Below are 17,662 nucleotides of genomic sequence, written 5' to 3'. Positions count from 1 at the left end.
GATAAAACCTTCAGCAACAGCAATGCTCGCGATTGAGATCACCCCAGTCATCGGGTTGAACTCATCGCGAGCAGGCGGGCAGCAGAAGAGGTTAGTCTTCCTTGCCCTTGTTGCGTACCGCGCGTTGCAGCTCGCGATCGGAGTCGCGCTCGCGTTCGGTATGACGCTTGTCGTATTCCTTTTTGCCTTTACCGAGGGCAATTTCACACTTGATCAAGTGCTTGCTCCAGTAAAGGGAGAGGCAGACGCAGGCGTAACCCTTCTGCTGCACCGAGGCAAACAGCTTTTCAAGCTCGCGCTTGTTGAGCAGCAGTTTGCGGCTGCGCGTCGGGTCGGCAATAACGTGCGTGCTGGCGGTCGTCAGGGGGGCAATGTGGCTGCCGAGCAACCAGGCTTCACCGTCCTTGAGTAGCACGTAGCTGTCGACCAGCTGTGCCTTGCCTGCACGCAGACTTTTTACTTCCCAGCCGGCCAGGACCAGACCAGCCTCGAACCGATGTTCGATGAAGTAATCGTGTCGCGCTTTTTTGTTCTGCGCGATGGTCCCTGTGGGGTGTTTCTTCTGTTTAGCCATAGGGGCGGCATTATAGGCAGTTGCGAGCAAGTCGGCTACGGGCACCTGCGTGCTTGAGCACGTAGGTTGAATCCCGGACAATGCGCCCTCTTTTTTATCGGTTGGGCGTAGTAACGATGTCGACAGACAAGGTTTCTGTCCACGGCAGTTGGGCAAGCCGTTGGGTCTTTATTCTCGCTGCGACCGGTTCTGCCGTGGGTTTGGGCAGTATCTGGAAATTCCCCTACATGGTTGGCGTCTACGGTGGTGGCGCGTTTGTGCTGGTGTTTTTGGCCTGCATCGCGCTGATCGGTGTGCCGGTGATGCTGGCCGAAACCTTGATCGGACGCCGTGCGCGGCTCAGCCCGGCGAATGCCTTGAAGGTGCTGGCGGTAGAGGCGGGTCATTCGGCGCGGTGGTCCTGGTGGGCTTTCGCCGGGATGATTACTGCACTCCTGATTCTGTCTTTTTACAGTGTGGTCGGCGGCTGGTCGCTGGATTACATCCTCAATATGGGCAAGGGCGACTTTCAAGGGGCGACGGCCGATCAGGTCGGGGCGTACTTCGGTCACGTCATCGCTGACCCGTGGCGCCTGACGTTTTGGCATACCGCGTTCATGGTGTTGTCTGCTTTTGTCATCGCCAAAGGCGTGGTGGCGGGGCTTGAGCGCAGTTTGCGCATCATGATGCCCATTCTGTTTGTGCTACTGCTGGTGTTGCTCGGCTACAGCATGACCACTGGGCATTTCATGGAAGGCGTGCATTTTATGTTCGACTTCAACCCGGATCGGGTCATGGACGGTCTACTGGCGGCGATGGGCCATGCGTTCTTCTCTCTGAGCGTGGGTGTGGGTTCGATCATGATCTACGGCGCGTACATGCCGAAGAATGCGTCGATCTCCGGCACGGTTGTGGGCGTTGCGCTGATCGATACCTTTGTCTCATTGCTGGCGGGCCTGGCTTTGTTTCCAATTGTGTTTGCGTCGGGATTGAACCCCGGTGAAGGGCCGGGCCTGATGTTTGTGACCTTGCCTTTTGCTTTCGGCAACGTCGCGTTTGGCCAGTTGATGGGTGTGGTGTTTTTTGTGCTGGTGGCTGTCGCGGCCTGGAGTTCGGCGATTTCGTTGCTGGAACCGATGGTGGCTTATCTGGTTGAACGTACCAAAATCCGTCGGTTGTGGGTCACCTTCTGGTTGGCGTTCAGTTGCTGGTTTGTCGGTCTGGGCACGGTGTTCTCGTTCAATATCTGGAAGCAGGCCAAATTTTTCGTGAACCAAGAATCCGGTTTCCACCTCTACCAATGGGGCGCGGAGCAGGGGCTGGACTTCTTTGGTGTCGTCGATTTCCTCACCTCGCGTATCATGCTGCCTTTGGGTGGACTGTGTTTCGTAGTCTTTGCGGGCTGGATCATGGGCCGTGGTGCTGTACGCGACGAGTTGTCGATGCGCAGCCCGGTGTTGTTCGCCTTGACTCTTTTTTTGATGCGCTATGTGGCGCCACTCGGCATCCTGATCGTGTTTGCCGCCCAGCTGTGGAAGTAACGCTGACATGACTACCCATATCCAACGCTCCGCCTTGCTGCCTTATCCTGCGCAGGCTTTGTATGACCTGGTCAATGATGTGGCCAAGTACCCCGAGTTTTTGCCATGGTGCTCATCGGCCGAGATCCTTGAGAGTACCGAAGTGCTGATGCGTGCCCGTCTTGGCGTGGCCAAGGGCGGTTTGAGCCAGCACTTTGTAACGCGCAATACGCTGGTGCCGGGCCAGTCGATTGAGATGAATCTGGAGGAAGGCCCGTTTACCAAATTGCATGGTGTATGGGTGTTCAAGCCGTTGGGCGAAAAAGCCTGCAAGATCAGCCTGGACATGACGTTTGATTATGCGGGCGCGATTGTAAAAGCCACGCTGGGGCCGTTGTTCAATCAGGCTGCCAATACGTTGGTTGATGCGTTTTGCCAACGTGCCAAGCATTTGTATGGCTGAGCCAATGATTGCCATTGAGGTGGTGTACGCCTCGGTTGAGCGTCAGCGTTTACTGACGATGACCGTTCCTGAGGGTACCAATGTGCGTTCAGCTGTTTTGGCATCGGGTTTGGGTGAGGTGTTTCCAGAACTGGATTTGACGAGTTGCCCGGTCGGCATTTTTGGTAAACAGGTCAGTGATTCTGAAAATCGTGTGTTGCAAGCCGGTGATCGCATCGAAATTTACCGACCGCTGCTGGCTGACCCCAAAGAAATTCGTCGCCAACGGGCGGCGAGAGCCGCTGAGGCCAAGCGTCTTAATCCTTAAACCTGATTTTTCGCAGGCAACAAAAAGCCCGGCATGCCGGGCTTTTTTGTACCGAACGTTTATTGGTCGGTGGTATCCAGAGGTTCTGGTGTCGGGACAGGTACTGTTTCGACCCCGTCGACATCCTTCTGGATCTGGTCGAGCAATGATCCAGGCTTGGCCGGAACTTCACTCTTCTCGGTCGGAGCAGCCGGTGTGGTCACATTTGCGCCACCGTCTTTGCCGAGAATGGCTTCGTCTTTGCTGACGCCAGGCATGAAGTCACCTGACAAGCTGACGAGCTGGTCGTTTTCATTGAAGAACACGCTGACGCGTTCCTGTTGGCGTTCACCGCCGCCTGGTTGGAGGCTATACAAATAATCCCAACGATCCGGATGGAATGTATCGGTCAGCAGGGCGTTCCCCATGATAAACCGCACTTGCCGGCGGGTCATTCCCGGGCGTAACTGGTTTATCATGTCCTGCGTGACGACATTGCCCTGCTGGATGTCGATTTTGTAAACCCCGGGGAATGAACAACCGGCGAGTGCGAGCAGTCCCACAAAGGTGAAACTGGTTAGCAAGAGCTTGGTGTTTTGCATCGGTGGGCGACTTCCACTATCTTGGCTGGGACAACGTAAACGCCGATCATACCCGTATTAAGAGAAGCTGCGAAGCGGCTTCCGCGAGAAAGCTAACCATGGTTGAAAATAGCGAACTACGTAAGGCCGGACTTAAGGTGACTCTGCCACGAGTCAAAATTCTACAAATGCTTGATTCTGCTGATCAGCGTCACATGAGTGCCGAGGACGTTTACAAGGCGCTTATGCAGGCAGGCGAGGACGTCGGTCTGGCCACGGTTTACCGTGTGTTGACCCAGTTCGAGTCAGCCGGGCTGGTGATCCGCCATAATTTCGATGGCGGTCATGCCGTGTTTGAGCTGGCCGACGCAGACGGTGGTCATCACGACCATATGGTCAACGTTGAAAGCGGCGAAGTGATTGAGTTTTTCGACGAAGACATCGAAAAATTGCAGCATGCAATTGCCGAGAAGCACGGCGTTGAGCTGGTGGATCACAACTTGGTGCTCTACGTACGTAAGAAAACCAAGTAAGCAGGTCACGCGAATTTCGGTTTGCGAAACGATCGAAGGCGACCTTAGGGTCGCCTTCGTGCTGTCTGCTGAATGACCGTTCGTCGTTAAGCGGTCTGATTCTTGGCTGAAACGACCATTTTCTTGGCATGCGCCAAAGACTCTTTAGTCAGGTCGATGCCGCCCAGCATGCGCGCTACCTCTTCCACACGTTCTTTTTGGCTCAGTTTGGATACTGCTGTGCGGGTAGCCTCGCTGTCCCGAACTTTGTGCACGAACAGATGCTGGTGGCACTGCGCAGCGACTTGAGGCAAGTGTGTAACGGTCAATACCTGGCCGCGATCGCCGAGGCGGCGTAGCAGTTGACCCACGATCTCTGCTGTTGGACCGCCGATACCGACGTCTACCTCGTCGAATACCAGTGTCGGAACGCGCGAGGTTTGTGCGGTGATCACCTGAATCGCCAAACTGATACGTGACAGCTCACCGCCGGACGCTACTTTAGCCAGTGCTTTGAGCGGCTGTCCGGGGTTGGCGCTGACCAGCAGTTCGACGTGTTCCAGGCCGAAAGGCTGTGGGTCGGAGCTGTTTTGCGGTTTTAACTCAATGACGAAACGGCCTCCCGGCATGCCAAGGCGCTGAATTTCTTCTTCTACAGCGCTGCCCAGACGCGTAGCGGCCTGAGTGCGAATGTTGCTGAGCTCGCGCGCGCACTCTTGATAATGACGTGCAAACGCTGTCAGCTCGTTGGCCAGCCTTTCGATGGATTCATCATTGGCGTTCAGCGTTTCAAGCTCATCCATCAATTTTTGTTGCAGGGCATAGACCTCGGTAGGCTGAACGCGATGTTTGCGTGCCATGGTGTAGATCGAGTCGAGACGCTCCTCCAGGTACTGCAGGCGCCGCGGGTCAGCATCGAAATGATCGAGAAAACGATTGAGCTCACCGACCGCTTCTTCAACCTGTATCTGGGCACTGGCAAGCAAATCCGAGGCTTCATTCAGTGCGCTGGTGTTGTTATTGACGCTGGCCAAACGATTAAGGCTGCCAGTCAGGGTGTTGAGCACGTTGCCTGCGTCGCTTTCACTGCATTGCTCAACCACTTGGCGGCAAATTGAAAGTAACGCTTCAGCATTGGTGAGGCTTTTGTGTTCCTGCTCCAGTTCTTCCAGTTCGTTTTCAGCAAGCGCCAGGTTGTCCAGTTCTTCGAGTTGATAGCTCAATAACTGATGGCGAGCTTGCTGTTCATCCCCGGAATTGGAGAGGTGCTCGAATTCTTGTTTGGTTTGGCGCCAGCGTTGTGCTGCCAGCTGGACTTGCCGCGCCAGGTCGGTGGCGCCGGCATATTCATCCAGCAGTCGGCGGTGCGTTTCGGGCTTTAGCAGCGACTGGTGTTCGTGCTGGCTATGAATGTCGATCAACAACTCGCCAAGGGCTTTGAGATCGCCTTGGGGGCAAGGTGTGCCGTTGATATAGCCGCGAGAACGACCTTCGCTGGTAATGACGCGGCGCAGAATGCAGGGCCCGTCGTTCTCAAGATCCCGTTCGGCCAGCCATGCCTGGGCTTCTGGAATTGCCTGCAGGTCGAAGGTGGCGAGAATGTCTGCTTTGTCGGCACCAGGACGTACAACGCCACTGTCCGCACGGTCGCCCAGCGTTAACCCCAGCGCATCGAGCATGATCGATTTACCGGCGCCGGTTTCGCCAGTGATTACACTCATACCGCGATCGAGTTCCAGATCGAGATGTTCAACGATGGCGTAGTTGTGTACGGACAGGTGCACCAGCATGGGGGCCGCTCCAAAACGTAATGTCTGGTTATTTATACAGTGTTTTTGAGCGGGCTGACAATGGGCAGTCTTAGTTCGATTTACACCCGAATTCCTGTTTTTTAGGTCGTTTTGTTTTTTGTGATCGAAAGCACCGGGTCGAGATAACTCATGTCTTCCTTTTTTTTGGCTCTTGAACCTGAGAATTGCGACCCCATATACCTTGGCACAAGCGCGAACTTGAATTCGCGGACAAAGTTTGAAAGGAGAAATCTATGGCAGACGAACAGACTATGGATACGCAGAACCAAGACGCTAATCAGGCCGCCGATGCATCAAGCGAAGATCTGGTAGCCCGCGTGCAGGTGCTTGAAGAGCAACTGGCAGCCGCCAATGATCAGGCTCTGCGCGTAGCTGCCGATCTGCAGAACGTCCGCCGCCGTGCCGAGCAGGACGTTGAGAAAGCACACAAATTCGCTCTGGAAAAATTTGCAGGCGATCTGCTGCCAGTGATTGACAGTCTGGAGCGTGGTCTTGAGCTGTCGAGTCCTGATGACGAGAGCATTCGTCCGATGCGTGAAGGCATCGAACTGACGCTCAAAATGTTCCAGGACACCCTTAAGCGTTATCAGCTTGAAGCCATTGATCCGCACGGCGAACCGTTCAATGCCGAGCATCATCAGGCAATGGCGATGCAGGAAAGTGCTGACGTGGAGCCCAATAGCGTGCTCAAGGTGTTCCAGAAGGGTTATCAGCTCAATGGTCGCCTGCTGCGCCCGGCGATGGTCGTGGTAAGCAAGGCGCCAGCACCGGTTTCGCCTTCAATTGATGAGCAGGCTTGAAATCGGTCGCAAGGCCCCCATTTAGAAGTCAAGCGTTTAAGTAATGCCGCAGTTGGTCATTACTGCTGCGGCAAAAAAATTCAAATTTAGGGAGAGTTAACATGGGCAGAATTATCGGTATTGACCTGGGCACCACCAACTCGTGTGTGTCGGTTCTGGAAAATGGCAAGGCAAAAGTTATTGAAAACGCAGAAGGCGCGCGCACTACGCCGTCGATCATTGCGTACGCCAACGATGGCGAAATTCTGGTTGGCCAATCGGCCAAGCGTCAGGCAGTGACCAATCCGCATAACACCCTGTACGCGGTGAAGCGTTTGATCGGTCGTCGTTTTGACGAAGAAGTTGTACAAAAAGACATCCAGATGGTGCCTTACAAAATCGTCAAGGCAGACAATGGTGACGCTTGGGTTGAAGTGAACGGCCAGAAAATGGCACCGCCACAAATCTCGGCTGAAATTCTGAAAAAAATGAAGAAAACCGCCGAAGACTACCTCGGCGAGCCAGTGACCGAAGCTGTTATTACAGTTCCGGCTTACTTCAACGACAGCCAGCGTCAGGCAACTAAAGACGCAGGTCGTATTGCCGGTCTGGACGTTAAGCGCATCATCAACGAACCTACCGCGGCTGCTCTGGCTTACGGTATGGACAAAGCGAAGGGCGACCACACTGTCATCGTTTATGACTTGGGTGGTGGTACGTTCGACGTGTCGGTCATCGAAATTGCTGAAGTGGATGGCGAGCATCAGTTTGAAGTGTTGGCTACCAACGGTGATACGTTCCTGGGTGGTGAGGACTTCGACATCCGCCTGATCGACTACCTGGTTGACGAGTTCAAGAAAGAAAGCGGCATGAACCTTAAAGGTGATCCGCTGGCGATGCAGCGTCTGAAAGAAGCTGCTGAAAAAGCCAAAATCGAACTGTCTTCGAGCCAGTCGACTGACGTGAATCTGCCTTACATCACTGCAGATGCCACCGGTCCTAAACACTTGAACGTGAAGATCTCTCGCGCCAAGTTGGAATCGCTGGTTGAAGATCTGGTTCAGCGCACGATCGAACCTTGCCGTCTGGCGCTGAAAGATGCCGGCATTGATGTGGGTGCAATCAACGACGTCATCCTGGTGGGTGGTCAGACCCGTATGCCGTTGGTGCAGAAGCTGGTAACCGAGTTCTTCGGCAAAGAAGCACGTAAAGACGTGAACCCGGACGAAGCGGTTGCCATGGGTGCTGCTATCCAGGGCGCGGTACTGGCTGGTGATGTTAAAGACGTGCTGTTGCTGGACGTAAGCCCGCTGACTTTGGGTATCGAAACCATGGGCGGTGTAATGACGCCTCTGATCGAGAAAAACACCACGATTCCTACCAAGAAATCGCAAGTGTTCTCGACAGCTGACGATAACCAGGGCGCAGTAACGATTCACGTGCTGCAAGGTGAGCGTAAGCAAGCGGCTCAGAACAAGTCGTTGGGCAAGTTCGACCTGGCTGACATTCCACCTGCTCCACGTGGCGTGCCTCAGATCGAAGTGACTTTTGACATCGATGCCAACGGTATCTTGAACGTAAGTGCGAAAGACAAGGCGACTGGCAAGTCTCAGTCCATCGTGATCAAGGCTAACTCGGGTCTGTCCGAGGAAGAGATTGCTCAGATGGTGCGTGATGCTGAAGTCAACGCTGAAGAAGATCGCAAGTTCGAAGAGCTGGCAGCTGCACGTAACCAGGGTGATGCACTGGTGCACTCGACCCGTAAAATGGTCGCCGATGCGGGCGATAAAGTAACCGAGGAAGAGAAAGCTGCGATCGAAGCTGCTGTAGTGGCTCTGGAAGCTGCTGTTAAAGGCGACGACAAAGCGGCTATCGAAGCCAAGGTTGAAGAGCTGTCCAAGGTGTCGGCTCCGGTTGCTCAAAAGATGTACGCTGAGCAAGCGAACCCTGCGGACGCAGCGTCCAAGCCAGCTGACTCGGCTGAAAAAGCGGATGACGTTGTCGACGCTGAGTTCGAAGAAGTTAAAGACAACAAGTAATCAGCTTGTTTGTCGGCCGGTTGACCGTGCGTAAGCGGTGACTGGTAGGATGTCGCCGCGCGGGAGCTAGCTCCCGCGTTGGCGTGTCTGGAGTTGAAGAATTTTTACAGCATGCGACAAGGTCGGGTGCTGGCGGTCTGGTTCGAAACTTTCTTGTATTTCGGCCTGAAGTGACCGCTCCTGTCAGCCAATGCTTTGGCTGTTAATCAGAAACCAAAATCGTTGAAAAAGACGTGAGTCGAGACTGATCTCTATCGGGCTTGGCGGGTTTGGTGAGGCTCGGGAGGGTTTTGCCGAACGTCCTTGAGAGTGCAAAGAATTATGGCAAAGCGCGACTATTACGAAATTTTGGGTGTTGAACGCACCTCTACCGAGGTGGAGCTGAAAAAAGCTTATCGCCGTCTCGCAATGAAGCATCACCCGGATCGCAATCCGGATGACAAAGCATCTGAAGAGCTCTTCAAGGAGGCCAATGAGGCCTATGAAGTGCTTTCGGACTCAAGCAAGCGTGCTGCTTACGACCAGTACGGCCATGCTGGCGTAGATCCGCAGATGGGTGGCGGCGGCGGTGGTTTTGGTGGGCAGAACTTCTCCGATATTTTCGGTGATGTGTTCAGTGATTTCTTTGGCGGTGGTCGTGGCGGCTCCCGGGGTGGTGCTCAGCGCGGTAGCGATTTGCGCTATACGCTGGAGCTGGATCTGGAAGAGGCTGTTCGCGGTACAACCGTCAATATTCGTGTTCCGACGCAGGTTAATTGCAAGCCGTGCGACGGCTCGGGCGCCAAGAAGGGTTCTTCGCCGGTCACGTGCCCAACGTGCGGCGGCATTGGTCAAGTGCGCATGCAGCAGGGCTTCTTCGCCGTGCAGCAGACCTGTCCGCGTTGCCATGGTCAAGGCAAGATCATTTCCGACCCTTGCGACAGCTGCCATGGTGCGGGTCGTGTCGAAGAGTACAAAACCCTCTCTGTAAAAGTGCCTGCTGGCGTTGATACGGGTGACCGCATTCGTCTTTCCGGTGAAGGTGAGGCGGGGGTTCAAGGGGGGCCTACCGGCGACCTGTATGTTGTGATCGATGTGCGTGAGCACGCGATTTTCCAACGCGATGGCAAGCATTTGTTCTGCGAGGTGCCAATCAGCGTGGCGGACGCGGCACTTGGTGCTGAGCTTGAAGTGCCGACGCTGGATGGTCGGGTGAAGCTAAAAATTCCGGAAGGTACTCAGACCGGCAAGCAGTTCCGTTTGCGCGGTAAGGGTGTTGCGCCCGTGCGTGGCGGTGGTGCGGGTGATTTGATGTGCCGCGTTGTGGTTGAGACGCCTGTCAAATTGAGCCGTCGTCAGCGCGAGCTGATGGAGGAGTTCCGCACAACGCTCGAAGGCGATAGCAGTCATTCGCCGAATGCCACGGGCTGGTTTGAAGGCGTCAAGCGCTTCTTCGGCGATTTGTAAGGGGCGAGACATGCGACGTATAGCTGTGATGGGCGCTGCCGGGCGCATGGGTAAAACGCTGGTCGATGCCGTTCAGCAGCGCTCGCCGCTGGGTGGGCTTACGGCGGCTATCGTTCGACCGGGGAGCACGCTGGTGGGCGCCGATGCTGGCGAACTGGCATCTCTTGGGCGCATTGGTGTGCCGTTGTCGTCCAGCCTGGAGGCGGTCATTGACGAGTTCGATGTGTTGATCGACTTCACGTTGCCGGAGGTAATGCTAAAAAACCTCGAAATGTGTCGTCGCTCGGGCAAAGCCATGGTGATTGGTACGACCGGGTTGACACAGGCTCAAAAGAACTTGCTGGCCGAGGCGGGTAAAGACATTCCGATCGTGTTTGCGGCGAACTTCAGTGTGGGGGTCAATCTGTCTCTCAAGCTGCTGGATATGGCGGCGCGAGTGATGGGGGATGATGCGGATATTGAAATCATTGAAGCGCATCATCGTCATAAAATCGATGCGCCGTCGGGCACTGCGTTGCGCATGGGTGAAGTGATTGCGGATGCACTGGGGCGTGATTTGGAGAAGGTCGCGGTTTACGGTCGCGAAGGTCATACCGGTGCTCGTGAGCGTGAAACCATTGGCTTCGCAACCGTGCGTGGTGGCGATGTAGTGGGTGATCACACCGTGTTGTTCGCTACTGAAGGCGAGCGACTCGAAATTACCCACAAGGCTTCCAGTCGCATGACCTTTGCCAAAGGCGCCGTGCGCGCTGCGTTGTGGTTGGAAGGGCGTGAGCCCGGTCTCTACGATATGCAGGATGTGCTCGACCTGCGCTGATTCCCCCCTGTAAAATCCGGCTGTTGCTGTACCAACAGCCGGATTTTTAACCGCTAAGCGATTTCCTGTCGCATTCCCCTGCCTTTAAGGCTTTTTAGCGGTAGACCAAAAAAGCATTTTTCTGTAACCTACAGCTTTAGTGTGTCCACTAAAAGCGCGCAGATAATTCGATGAAGAAGCGGGGTGACGTGTCCATACGTCACTCCGCTTTTTTACAACCTGCGATCGCCCTTTCAGGCTTTATTTACGGGAGGTCTTCTTGACTAAGCAAGCCATACTCGCCCTTGCTGATGGCAGCATTTTTCGCGGCGAAGCCATTGGAGCCGACGGTCAAACCGTTGGTGAGGTCGTTTTTAACACCGCAATGACCGGCTATCAGGAAATCCTTACCGATCCTTCCTACGCTCAGCAAATCGTTACCCTGACTTACCCGCATGTAGGCAATACCGGTACTACTCCGGAAGATGCCGAGTCTGATCGTGTCTGGTCCGCAGGTTTGGTTATTCGTGATCTGCCTTTGGTTGCGAGCAACTGGCGTAACACGATGTCGCTGTCCGATTACCTGAAAGCCAATAATGTTGTGGCGATTGCAGGCATTGATACCCGTCGCCTGACCCGTATCCTGCGCGAGAAAGGCTCGCAAAACGGCTGCATCATGGCGGGCGATAACATCTCGGATGAAGCGGCCATCGAAGCTGCGCGTGGTTTTCCGGGCCTGAAAGGCATGGACCTGGCGAAAGTCGTCAGCACCGAAAAAACGTACGAGTGGCGCTCCAGTGTCTGGAACCTGGCGACCGACAGTCACCCCACTATCGACGCCTCCGAGCTGCCTTATCACGTTGTGGCATACGACTACGGCGTGAAGTGGAACATTTTGCGCATGTTGGTAGAACGCGGTTGCCGCGTAACCGTCGTGCCGGCTCAGACCCCTGCCAGCGATGTACTGGCGTTGAATCCTGATGGCGTGTTCCTGTCCAACGGCCCGGGCGATCCAGAGCCTTGCGATTACGCAATCAAGGCCATCCAGCAAGTGCTGACAACCGAAATTCCAGTATTCGGCATTTGTCTTGGTCATCAACTGTTGGCGCTGGCCTCCGGTGCCAAGACGGTGAAGATGGGTCATGGCCACCATGGTGCTAACCACCCGGTGCAGGATCTGGACACGGGCGTTGTGATGATCACCAGTCAGAACCACGGTTTTGCGGTGGATGAAGCGACGTTGCCTGCCAACGTGCGTGCGATCCACAAGTCGCTGTTTGACGGCACGCTGCAGGGCATCGAGCTGACCGACAAGAGCGCATTCAGCTTCCAGGGCCACCCTGAAGCGAGCCCGGGCCCGAACGACGTAGCACCGCTGTTCGACCGTTTCATCAACGAGATGGCCAAGCGCCGCTAATCCTTTTCCTAGATGAAGTCGTCCAAGGCGGCCCCGAATACCGGCGGCCCCTGGAGGCTTCAGGAAAAAGACTACCGGCTTGCCCACTGACCTGCGGATTTGAGTGACAAACCCATGCCAAAACGTACAGACATAAAAAGCATTCTGATTCTCGGCGCTGGCCCGATTGTTATCGGCCAGGCGTGTGAGTTCGACTACTCCGGCGCTCAGGCCTGCAAGGCACTGCGTGAAGAGGGTTACCGCGTCATTCTGGTGAACTCCAACCCGGCCACCATCATGACCGACCCGGACATGGCCGATGCCACGTACATCGAGCCTATCAAGTGGCAAACGGTCGCCAAGATCATCGAAAAAGAACGTCCTGATGCCCTGTTGCCTACCATGGGTGGGCAGACGGCGCTGAACTGTGCATTGGACCTGGAGCGCGAAGGCGTTCTGGAGAAATTCAATGTAGAGATGATTGGTGCCAATGCGGACACCATCGACAAGGCTGAGGATCGTTCGCGTTTCGACAAGGCGATGAAGTCGATCGGCCTTGATTGCCCGCGCTCCGGCATTGCTCACAGCATGGAGGAGGCTAATGCCGTTCTCGAGAAGCTTGGCTTCCCGTGCATCATTCGCCCGTCCTTCACCATGGGCGGCACGGGTGGTGGTATTGCTTATAACCGCGAAGAGTTTGAAGAGATCTGCTCCCGCGGCCTGGATTTGTCTCCAACCAAAGAGCTGCTGATCGACGAGTCGCTGATCGGCTGGAAAGAGTACGAGATGGAAGTTGTCCGCGATAAAAAGGACAACTGCATCATCGTTTGCTCGATCGAGAACTTCGACCCGATGGGTGTGCACACCGGTGACTCGATCACTGTTGCGCCTGCACAGACCCTGACGGACAAGGAATACCAGATCATGCGTAACGCCTCCCTGGCGGTACTGCGTGAGATCGGCGTCGAAACGGGCGGTTCCAACGTTCAGTTCGGTATTTGCCCGGATACTGGCCGTATGGTCGTCATCGAAATGAATCCGCGCGTGTCCCGTTCGTCCGCGCTGGCCTCCAAAGCCACGGGCTTCCCGATTGCGCGTATCGCTGCCAAGCTGGCGATTGGCTATACCCTTGATGAGCTGCAAAACGAAATCACGGGTGGCAAGACGCCAGCCTCTTTCGAGCCTTCTATCGACTACGTCGTGACCAAGATGCCTCGCTTCGCCTTCGAGAAGTTCTCCAAGGCTGATGCGCGACTGACCACGCAAATGAAGTCTGTTGGCGAGGTTATGGCCATTGGCCGGACTTTCCAGGAGTCTCTGCAAAAGGCGTTGCGTGGCCTTGAAGTCGGTGTGTGCGGTCTGGATGAAAAGCTGGACCTGAGCAACCCGGAAAGCATGGCCGTGCTCAAGCGCGAGCTGACAGTGCCGGGCGCCGAGCGCATTTGGTACGTAGCTGACGCATTCCGTGCAGGCATGACGGTCGAAGACATCTTCGGCATGAACATGATTGATCCTTGGTTCCTGGTGCAGATCGAAGACCTGATCAAGGACGAAGAGAAAATCAAGACGCTGGGTCTTGCCAGCATCGACCGCGACATGATGTATCGCCTCAAGCGCAAGGGTTTTTCGGATCAGCGTCTGGCCAAGCTGCTGGGTGTTACCGAGAAAAACCTGCGTCGCCATCGTCACAAGCTGGAAGTGTTCCCGGTTTATAAGCGGGTTGATACCTGCGCGGCTGAGTTCGCCACCGACACCGCCTACATGTACTCGACCTATGAGGAAGAGTGCGAAGCGAATCCTTCGGGTCGCGACAAAATCATCATTCTGGGTGGTGGTCCGAACCGTATTGGTCAAGGTATCGAGTTTGACTACTGCTGCGTACACGCGGCTCTCGCGTTGCGTGCTGATGGTTACGAAACCATCATGGTCAACTGCAACCCGGAAACAGTTTCGACGGACTACGACACTTCGGATCGTCTGTATTTCGAATCTGTCACTCTGGAAGACGTTCTGGAAATCGTACGGGTCGAGAAGCCAAAAGGCGTGATTGTTCAGTACGGCGGTCAGACGCCACTGAAGCTGGCGCGTGCACTTGAAGAAGCTGGCGTGCCGATCATTGGCACCAGCCCGGATGCAATCGACCGTGCAGAAGATCGTGAGCGCTTCCAGCAAATGGTCGAGCGTTTGAACTTGCGTCAGCCGCCAAACGCAACCGTGCGCAGTGAAGATGAAGCCATCCGCGCGGCTAGCAAAATCGGTTACCCGCTGGTGGTTCGTCCTTCCTACGTGCTGGGCGGCCGTGCGATGGAAATCGTGTACGAAGAGGAAGAACTCAAGCGCTACCTGCGTGACGCGGTGAAGGTGTCTAACGACAGCCCGGTTCTGCTGGATCACTTCCTGAACTGTGCCATCGAGATGGATGTTGACGCGGTTTGTGACGGTACTGATGTCGTGATCGGCGCGATCATGCAGCACATTGAGCAGGCAGGCGTTCACTCGGGCGACTCCGCTTGCTCGTTGCCTCCTTACTCGCTGCCACTGCACATCCAGGACGAGATGCGCGAACAGGTCAAGAAGATGGCGCTGGAGTTGGGTGTTGTCGGCCTGATGAACGTTCAACTGGCACTGCAAGGGGAAGACATCTACGTAATTGAAGTGAACCCGCGCGCTTCGCGCACCGTTCCTTTTGTCTCCAAGTGCATTGGTGTCTCACTGGCAATGATTGCTGCGCGCGTCATGGCAGGTAAAACCCTGAAGGAAATCGGTTTCACCAAAGAAATCATTCCGAACTTCTACAGTGTGAAAGAAGCGGTGTTCCCGTTCGCCAAATTCCCGGGTGTTGACCCTATCCTTGGCCCTGAGATGAAGTCCACCGGTGAAGTGATGGGGGTAGGTGATACCTTCGGTGAGGCATTTGCGAAGGCTCAAATGGGCGCGAGCGAAGTATTGCCAACTGGCGGCACCGCCTTTATCAGTGTGCGTGATGACGACAAGCCTTTGGTGGCAGGTGTTGCGCGTGACCTGATCGCTTTGGGCTTCGAGGTGGTTTCCACAGCGGGCACGGCCAAATTTATTGAGGCGGCCGGATTGAAAGTGCGCCGTGTCAACAAGGTGACCGAAGGTCGCCCTCACGTTGTCGATATGATCAAAAATGACGAAGTCACGCTGATTATCAACACAACTGAAGGTCGTCAGTCGATTGCTGACTCCTATTCCATTCGTCGTAACGCCTTGCAGCACAAGATTTATTGCACCACGACCATTGCTGCTGGCGAAGCGATCTGTGAAGCGCTTAAATTCGGCCCTGAAAAAACCGTACGTCGCTTGCAGGATCTACACGCAGGATTGAAGGCATGAGCATAACCAAATACCCAATGACCGTTCAGGGCGCGAAAGCCCTCGAAGAAGAGCATGCGCACCTGACGAAGGTTGTTCGGCCCAAGTTGAGCCAGGACATTGGCACGGCACGGGAGCTGGGTGACCTGAAGGAAAACGCTGAATATCATGCAGCTCGTGAACAGCAAGGCATGGTGGAAGCGCGCATTCGTGATATCGAAGGCCGCATGCAGAACGCAGTCATTATCGATGTGACGACCATCCCCCATACCGGAAAGGTGATTTTCGGTACGACGGTAGAGATCGCTAACGTTGAAACTGATGAAAGCGTGACCTACCAGATCGTTGGTGAGGATGAGGCTGATTTCAAGCTCGGAAAAATCTCTGTCGGGTCCCCACTTGCTCGTGCCTTGATCGCCAAGGAAGAGGGCGATGTGGTGGCTGTGAAGACACCAAGCGGTGTGATCGAGTACGAGATTGTTGAAGTTCGCCACATCTGAACACAGGCGCCCGCTTCGAGCGGGCGCACTGGTTTGGCAGCTAGCCCAGGTGTTGTGGGTTGGCGGTCTGTGGTTGATGCATTTAGGATTGATGCCGGTGCTGGCCCAAATCGGACTGGCGCCGTTGTTGGTAGAAGAGATCGGCAATACGCTTGAAGTGCTGCTGGTCATATTTTCAGCCGTCTGCGTGTTTGTGCAGGCGCTGGTATTGGCCAGGACTGAGGGCGTTGAGAGTATTTGGCGCGACCTGCGTGGGCAGCTGTTGCTGATGGCGCTGGTCGGTTGTGCGTTGTATCTCGCAGGGCATTCATGGCTGACTGAAGCATTGCGCTGGCAGTCGTTTTTTTACTGGTTGGCTGGCTTTTCGGGTTTGATTCTGGTGCTTCAGCCTATTCCGGGTGAGAGTATCAGGGCGCGCTTTGCACGCCCTTGACCCTTGTCGACATCACTTGAAGCGGTGGATGTTCGACAGTTGCTTGTTTACATTGACGTTCTTGCGGTACAGAAGCGCCATTTTGCCAATCACCTGAACCAGTTCTGCTTTGCCGCTTTTGCAGAGTTCTGCAATGGCAGCCAGGCGAGATTCGCGGTCCAGGATGTTGACTTTGATTTTAATCAGCTCGTGATCGCCCAATGCGCGTTCGAGTTCGGTTAAAACACCTTCAGTCAAACCATTGTCAGCCACAGTCAATACTGGTTTCAGATGGTGGCCAATGGATTTGTACTGTTTCTTCTGCTCTTGAGTGAGCGGCATAATCTGACCCCTGTGTCTGATCTTGTAAAAAGCGGCGGCCAGTTTACCCGAGCGAGTCCCAGACCGCCCAGTTAATCACGACCCGTTTATATTTTTTGAGGTGGCCCGTGGCCCGTTCCAAAACTAGCCTGAATTGGCTGAAAGAACATTTCAACGATCCTTACGTCAAAATGGCGCAGAAAGACGGATACCGTTCGCGTGCCAGCTACAAGCTGTTGGAGATCCAGGAGCGTGATCGGTTGATTCGCCCCGGTATGACGGTGATCGACCTGGGCGCTGCTCCAGGTGGATGGTCGCAAGTGACCAGTCGTCTGATCGGTGGTCAGGGGCGCTTGATTGCTTCCGACATCCTGGAAATGGACAGCATCCCTGACGTGACCTTTATTCAGGGGGATTTCACTCAGGACGATGTGTTGGCCCAAATACTGGAGGCCGTCGGAAATACGCAGGTAGACCTTGTGATTTCAGATATGGCCCCCAATATGAGTGGATTGGCCGCTGTTGATATGCCGCGCGCGATGTTCCTGTGTGAATTGGCACTGGATCTGGCAGGGCGCGTATTGCGACCAGGTGGTGATTTTCTGATTAAGGTCTTTCAGGGGGAAGGCTTCGACCAGTACCACAAAGACATCCGTAAGCTGTTCGAAAAAGTGCAGATGCGTAAGCCATTGTCATCGCGTGACAGGTCCCGGGAGCAGTATTTGCTGGGTCGTGGCTTCCGCGGTATTGAAGGTTCTGCCAGCGATGAGCGTCTCTGACCAGGGCGATAGTTTTATTTGTATCGCTTTACAGATCTGGCATAACGAATATTGTGTAGTCAAAGTTTCACAAAGGGTTACAGACGGAGCCTGCAAGCCTTGTAGGCAATGTAGTAAGTTATGCCGGTGAAT

General features: G+C 54.9%; 17 protein-coding genes. 13 read left to right on the top strand and 4 right to left on the bottom strand.

Going from position 1 to position 17,662, the window contains the following annotated elements; genetic code table 11:
• Window positions 1-91: 91 nt before the first annotated feature.
• On the bottom strand, window positions 92-574 hold the full coding sequence (gene smpB, locus IF654_RS19420; protein WP_016783457.1) for an SsrA-binding protein SmpB: 483 nt from the start codon (window positions 572-574) through the stop codon (window positions 92-94).
• 116 nt (window positions 575-690) lie between these two features.
• Here smpB and IF654_RS19415 point away from each other — a divergent pair, with 116 nt between their 5' ends.
• Genes IF654_RS19415 through IF654_RS19405 form a run of 3 tightly spaced genes read left to right on the top strand, consistent with a single transcriptional unit; the run spans window position 691 to window position 2,843 of the window.
• Window positions 691-2,094: a sodium-dependent transporter gene (locus IF654_RS19415; protein ID WP_083333212.1), complete on the top strand. Its 1,404-nt coding sequence runs from the start codon at window positions 691-693 to the stop codon at window positions 2,092-2,094.
• A 7-nt stretch (window positions 2,095-2,101) separates the two neighbouring features.
• Entirely contained in the window at window positions 2,102-2,536 is a 435-nt protein-coding gene (locus IF654_RS19410; protein WP_047277567.1) for a type II toxin-antitoxin system RatA family toxin, read from the top strand.
• Complete coding sequence (locus tag IF654_RS19405; RefSeq protein WP_047283054.1) at window positions 2,529-2,843, top strand: RnfH family protein; 315 nt, start codon at window positions 2,529-2,531, stop codon at window positions 2,841-2,843. Before IF654_RS19410 ends, IF654_RS19405 begins: the two co-directional genes overlap by 8 nt.
• A gap of 59 nt (window positions 2,844-2,902) precedes the next feature.
• Here the strand turns inward: IF654_RS19405 and IF654_RS19400 are convergent, their stop codons facing one another.
• Window positions 2,903-3,424: an outer membrane protein assembly factor BamE gene (locus IF654_RS19400; RefSeq protein WP_047277563.1), complete on the bottom strand. Its 522-nt coding sequence runs from the start codon at window positions 3,422-3,424 to the stop codon at window positions 2,903-2,905.
• Window positions 3,425-3,522: 98 nt separating this feature from the next.
• On the opposite strand from IF654_RS19400, the gene fur reads away from it, so the two are divergent.
• Complete coding sequence (gene fur / locus IF654_RS19395; protein WP_047277561.1) at window positions 3,523-3,936, top strand: ferric iron uptake transcriptional regulator; 414 nt, start codon at window positions 3,523-3,525, stop codon at window positions 3,934-3,936.
• Window positions 3,937-4,022: 86 nt separating this feature from the next.
• Here the strand turns inward: fur and recN are convergent, their stop codons facing one another.
• Window positions 4,023-5,705 carry a DNA repair protein RecN gene (recN, locus tag IF654_RS19390; RefSeq protein ID WP_047278443.1) on the bottom strand — a complete coding sequence of 561 codons (1,683 nt, stop codon included), beginning with the start codon at window positions 5,703-5,705 and terminating at the stop codon, window positions 4,023-4,025.
• Window positions 5,706-5,959: 254 nt separating this feature from the next.
• Here recN and grpE point away from each other — a divergent pair, with 254 nt between their 5' ends.
• The 8 genes from grpE (at window position 5,960) to IF654_RS19350 (ending at window position 16,451) form a co-directional block, all read left to right on the top strand.
• Window positions 5,960-6,526 carry a nucleotide exchange factor GrpE gene (gene grpE, locus IF654_RS19385; protein ID WP_048377098.1) on the top strand — a complete coding sequence of 189 codons (567 nt, stop codon included), beginning with the start codon at window positions 5,960-5,962 and terminating at the stop codon, window positions 6,524-6,526.
• Between the two features lie 101 nt (window positions 6,527-6,627).
• Window positions 6,628-8,544, top strand: coding sequence for a molecular chaperone DnaK (gene dnaK, locus IF654_RS19380; protein ID WP_047277556.1), 1,917 nt, complete (start codon window positions 6,628-6,630; stop codon window positions 8,542-8,544).
• 321 nt (window positions 8,545-8,865) lie between these two features.
• Complete coding sequence (gene dnaJ, locus IF654_RS19375; RefSeq protein WP_047277553.1) at window positions 8,866-9,990, top strand: molecular chaperone DnaJ; 1,125 nt, start codon at window positions 8,866-8,868, stop codon at window positions 9,988-9,990.
• A gap of 10 nt (window positions 9,991-10,000) precedes the next feature.
• Window positions 10,001-10,807 (top strand): 4-hydroxy-tetrahydrodipicolinate reductase, encoded by an 807-nt coding sequence (gene dapB, locus IF654_RS19370; RefSeq protein WP_097191302.1) that lies wholly within the window; start codon window positions 10,001-10,003, stop codon window positions 10,805-10,807.
• Between the two features lie 259 nt (window positions 10,808-11,066).
• Entirely contained in the window at window positions 11,067-12,203 is a 1,137-nt protein-coding gene (gene carA / locus IF654_RS19365) for a glutamine-hydrolyzing carbamoyl-phosphate synthase small subunit (protein WP_194862144.1), read from the top strand.
• Window positions 12,204-12,317: 114 nt separating this feature from the next.
• Window positions 12,318-15,539, top strand: coding sequence for a carbamoyl-phosphate synthase large subunit (gene carB, locus IF654_RS19360; protein WP_047278437.1), 3,222 nt, complete (start codon window positions 12,318-12,320; stop codon window positions 15,537-15,539).
• Window positions 15,540-15,541: 2 nt separating this feature from the next.
• Window positions 15,542-16,018: a transcription elongation factor GreA gene (gene greA, locus IF654_RS19355; protein ID WP_047277680.1), complete on the top strand. Its 477-nt coding sequence runs from the start codon at window positions 15,542-15,544 to the stop codon at window positions 16,016-16,018.
• Window positions 16,019-16,046: 28 nt separating this feature from the next.
• Entirely contained in the window at window positions 16,047-16,451 is a 405-nt protein-coding gene (locus IF654_RS19350; RefSeq protein ID WP_047277678.1) for a hypothetical protein, read from the top strand.
• Window positions 16,452-16,463: 12 nt separating this feature from the next.
• On the opposite strand, the gene yhbY is transcribed toward IF654_RS19350, so the two are convergent.
• Window positions 16,464-16,772: a ribosome assembly RNA-binding protein YhbY gene (gene yhbY / locus IF654_RS19345; RefSeq protein WP_047277546.1), complete on the bottom strand. Its 309-nt coding sequence runs from the start codon at window positions 16,770-16,772 to the stop codon at window positions 16,464-16,466.
• Between the two features lie 107 nt (window positions 16,773-16,879).
• Between yhbY and rlmE the strand changes: the two genes are divergently transcribed.
• Window positions 16,880-17,530 carry a 23S rRNA (uridine(2552)-2'-O)-methyltransferase RlmE gene (gene rlmE / locus IF654_RS19340; protein WP_047277544.1) on the top strand — a complete coding sequence of 217 codons (651 nt, stop codon included), beginning with the start codon at window positions 16,880-16,882 and terminating at the stop codon, window positions 17,528-17,530.
• The last annotated feature ends 132 nt before the right edge of the window (window positions 17,531-17,662 follow it).

The organism is Pseudomonas lundensis, from assembly GCF_015377145.2.
Taxonomy (GTDB): domain Bacteria; phylum Pseudomonadota; class Gammaproteobacteria; order Pseudomonadales; family Pseudomonadaceae; genus Aquipseudomonas; species Aquipseudomonas lundensis.
Note: the sequence above shows the minus strand (reverse complement) of the source record. Positions and strands in the feature narration are given on the sequence as shown.

What these genes read in the sequence shown, in the direction of transcription:
- smpB (WP_016783457.1), bottom strand. Translation starts at nt 574, where the DNA reads ATGGCTAAACAGAAGAAACACCCCACAGGGACCATCGCGCAGAACAAA.
- IF654_RS19415 (WP_083333212.1), top strand. Translation starts at nt 691, where the DNA reads ATGTCGACAGACAAGGTTTCTGTCCACGGCAGTTGGGCAAGCCGTTGG.
- IF654_RS19410 (WP_047277567.1), top strand. Translation starts at nt 2,102, where the DNA reads ATGACTACCCATATCCAACGCTCCGCCTTGCTGCCTTATCCTGCGCAG.
- IF654_RS19405 (WP_047283054.1), top strand. Translation starts at nt 2,529, where the DNA reads ATGGCTGAGCCAATGATTGCCATTGAGGTGGTGTACGCCTCGGTTGAG.
- IF654_RS19400 (WP_047277563.1), bottom strand. Translation starts at nt 3,424, where the DNA reads ATGCAAAACACCAAGCTCTTGCTAACCAGTTTCACCTTTGTGGGACTG.
- fur (WP_047277561.1), top strand. Translation starts at nt 3,523, where the DNA reads ATGGTTGAAAATAGCGAACTACGTAAGGCCGGACTTAAGGTGACTCTG.
- recN (WP_047278443.1), bottom strand. Translation starts at nt 5,705, where the DNA reads ATGCTGGTGCACCTGTCCGTACACAACTACGCCATCGTTGAACATCTC.
- grpE (WP_048377098.1), top strand. Translation starts at nt 5,960, where the DNA reads ATGGCAGACGAACAGACTATGGATACGCAGAACCAAGACGCTAATCAG.
- dnaK (WP_047277556.1), top strand. Translation starts at nt 6,628, where the DNA reads ATGGGCAGAATTATCGGTATTGACCTGGGCACCACCAACTCGTGTGTG.
- dnaJ (WP_047277553.1), top strand. Translation starts at nt 8,866, where the DNA reads ATGGCAAAGCGCGACTATTACGAAATTTTGGGTGTTGAACGCACCTCT.
- dapB (WP_097191302.1), top strand. Translation starts at nt 10,001, where the DNA reads ATGCGACGTATAGCTGTGATGGGCGCTGCCGGGCGCATGGGTAAAACG.
- carB (WP_047278437.1), top strand. Translation starts at nt 12,318, where the DNA reads ATGCCAAAACGTACAGACATAAAAAGCATTCTGATTCTCGGCGCTGGC.
- yhbY (WP_047277546.1), bottom strand. Translation starts at nt 16,772, where the DNA reads ATGCCGCTCACTCAAGAGCAGAAGAAACAGTACAAATCCATTGGCCAC.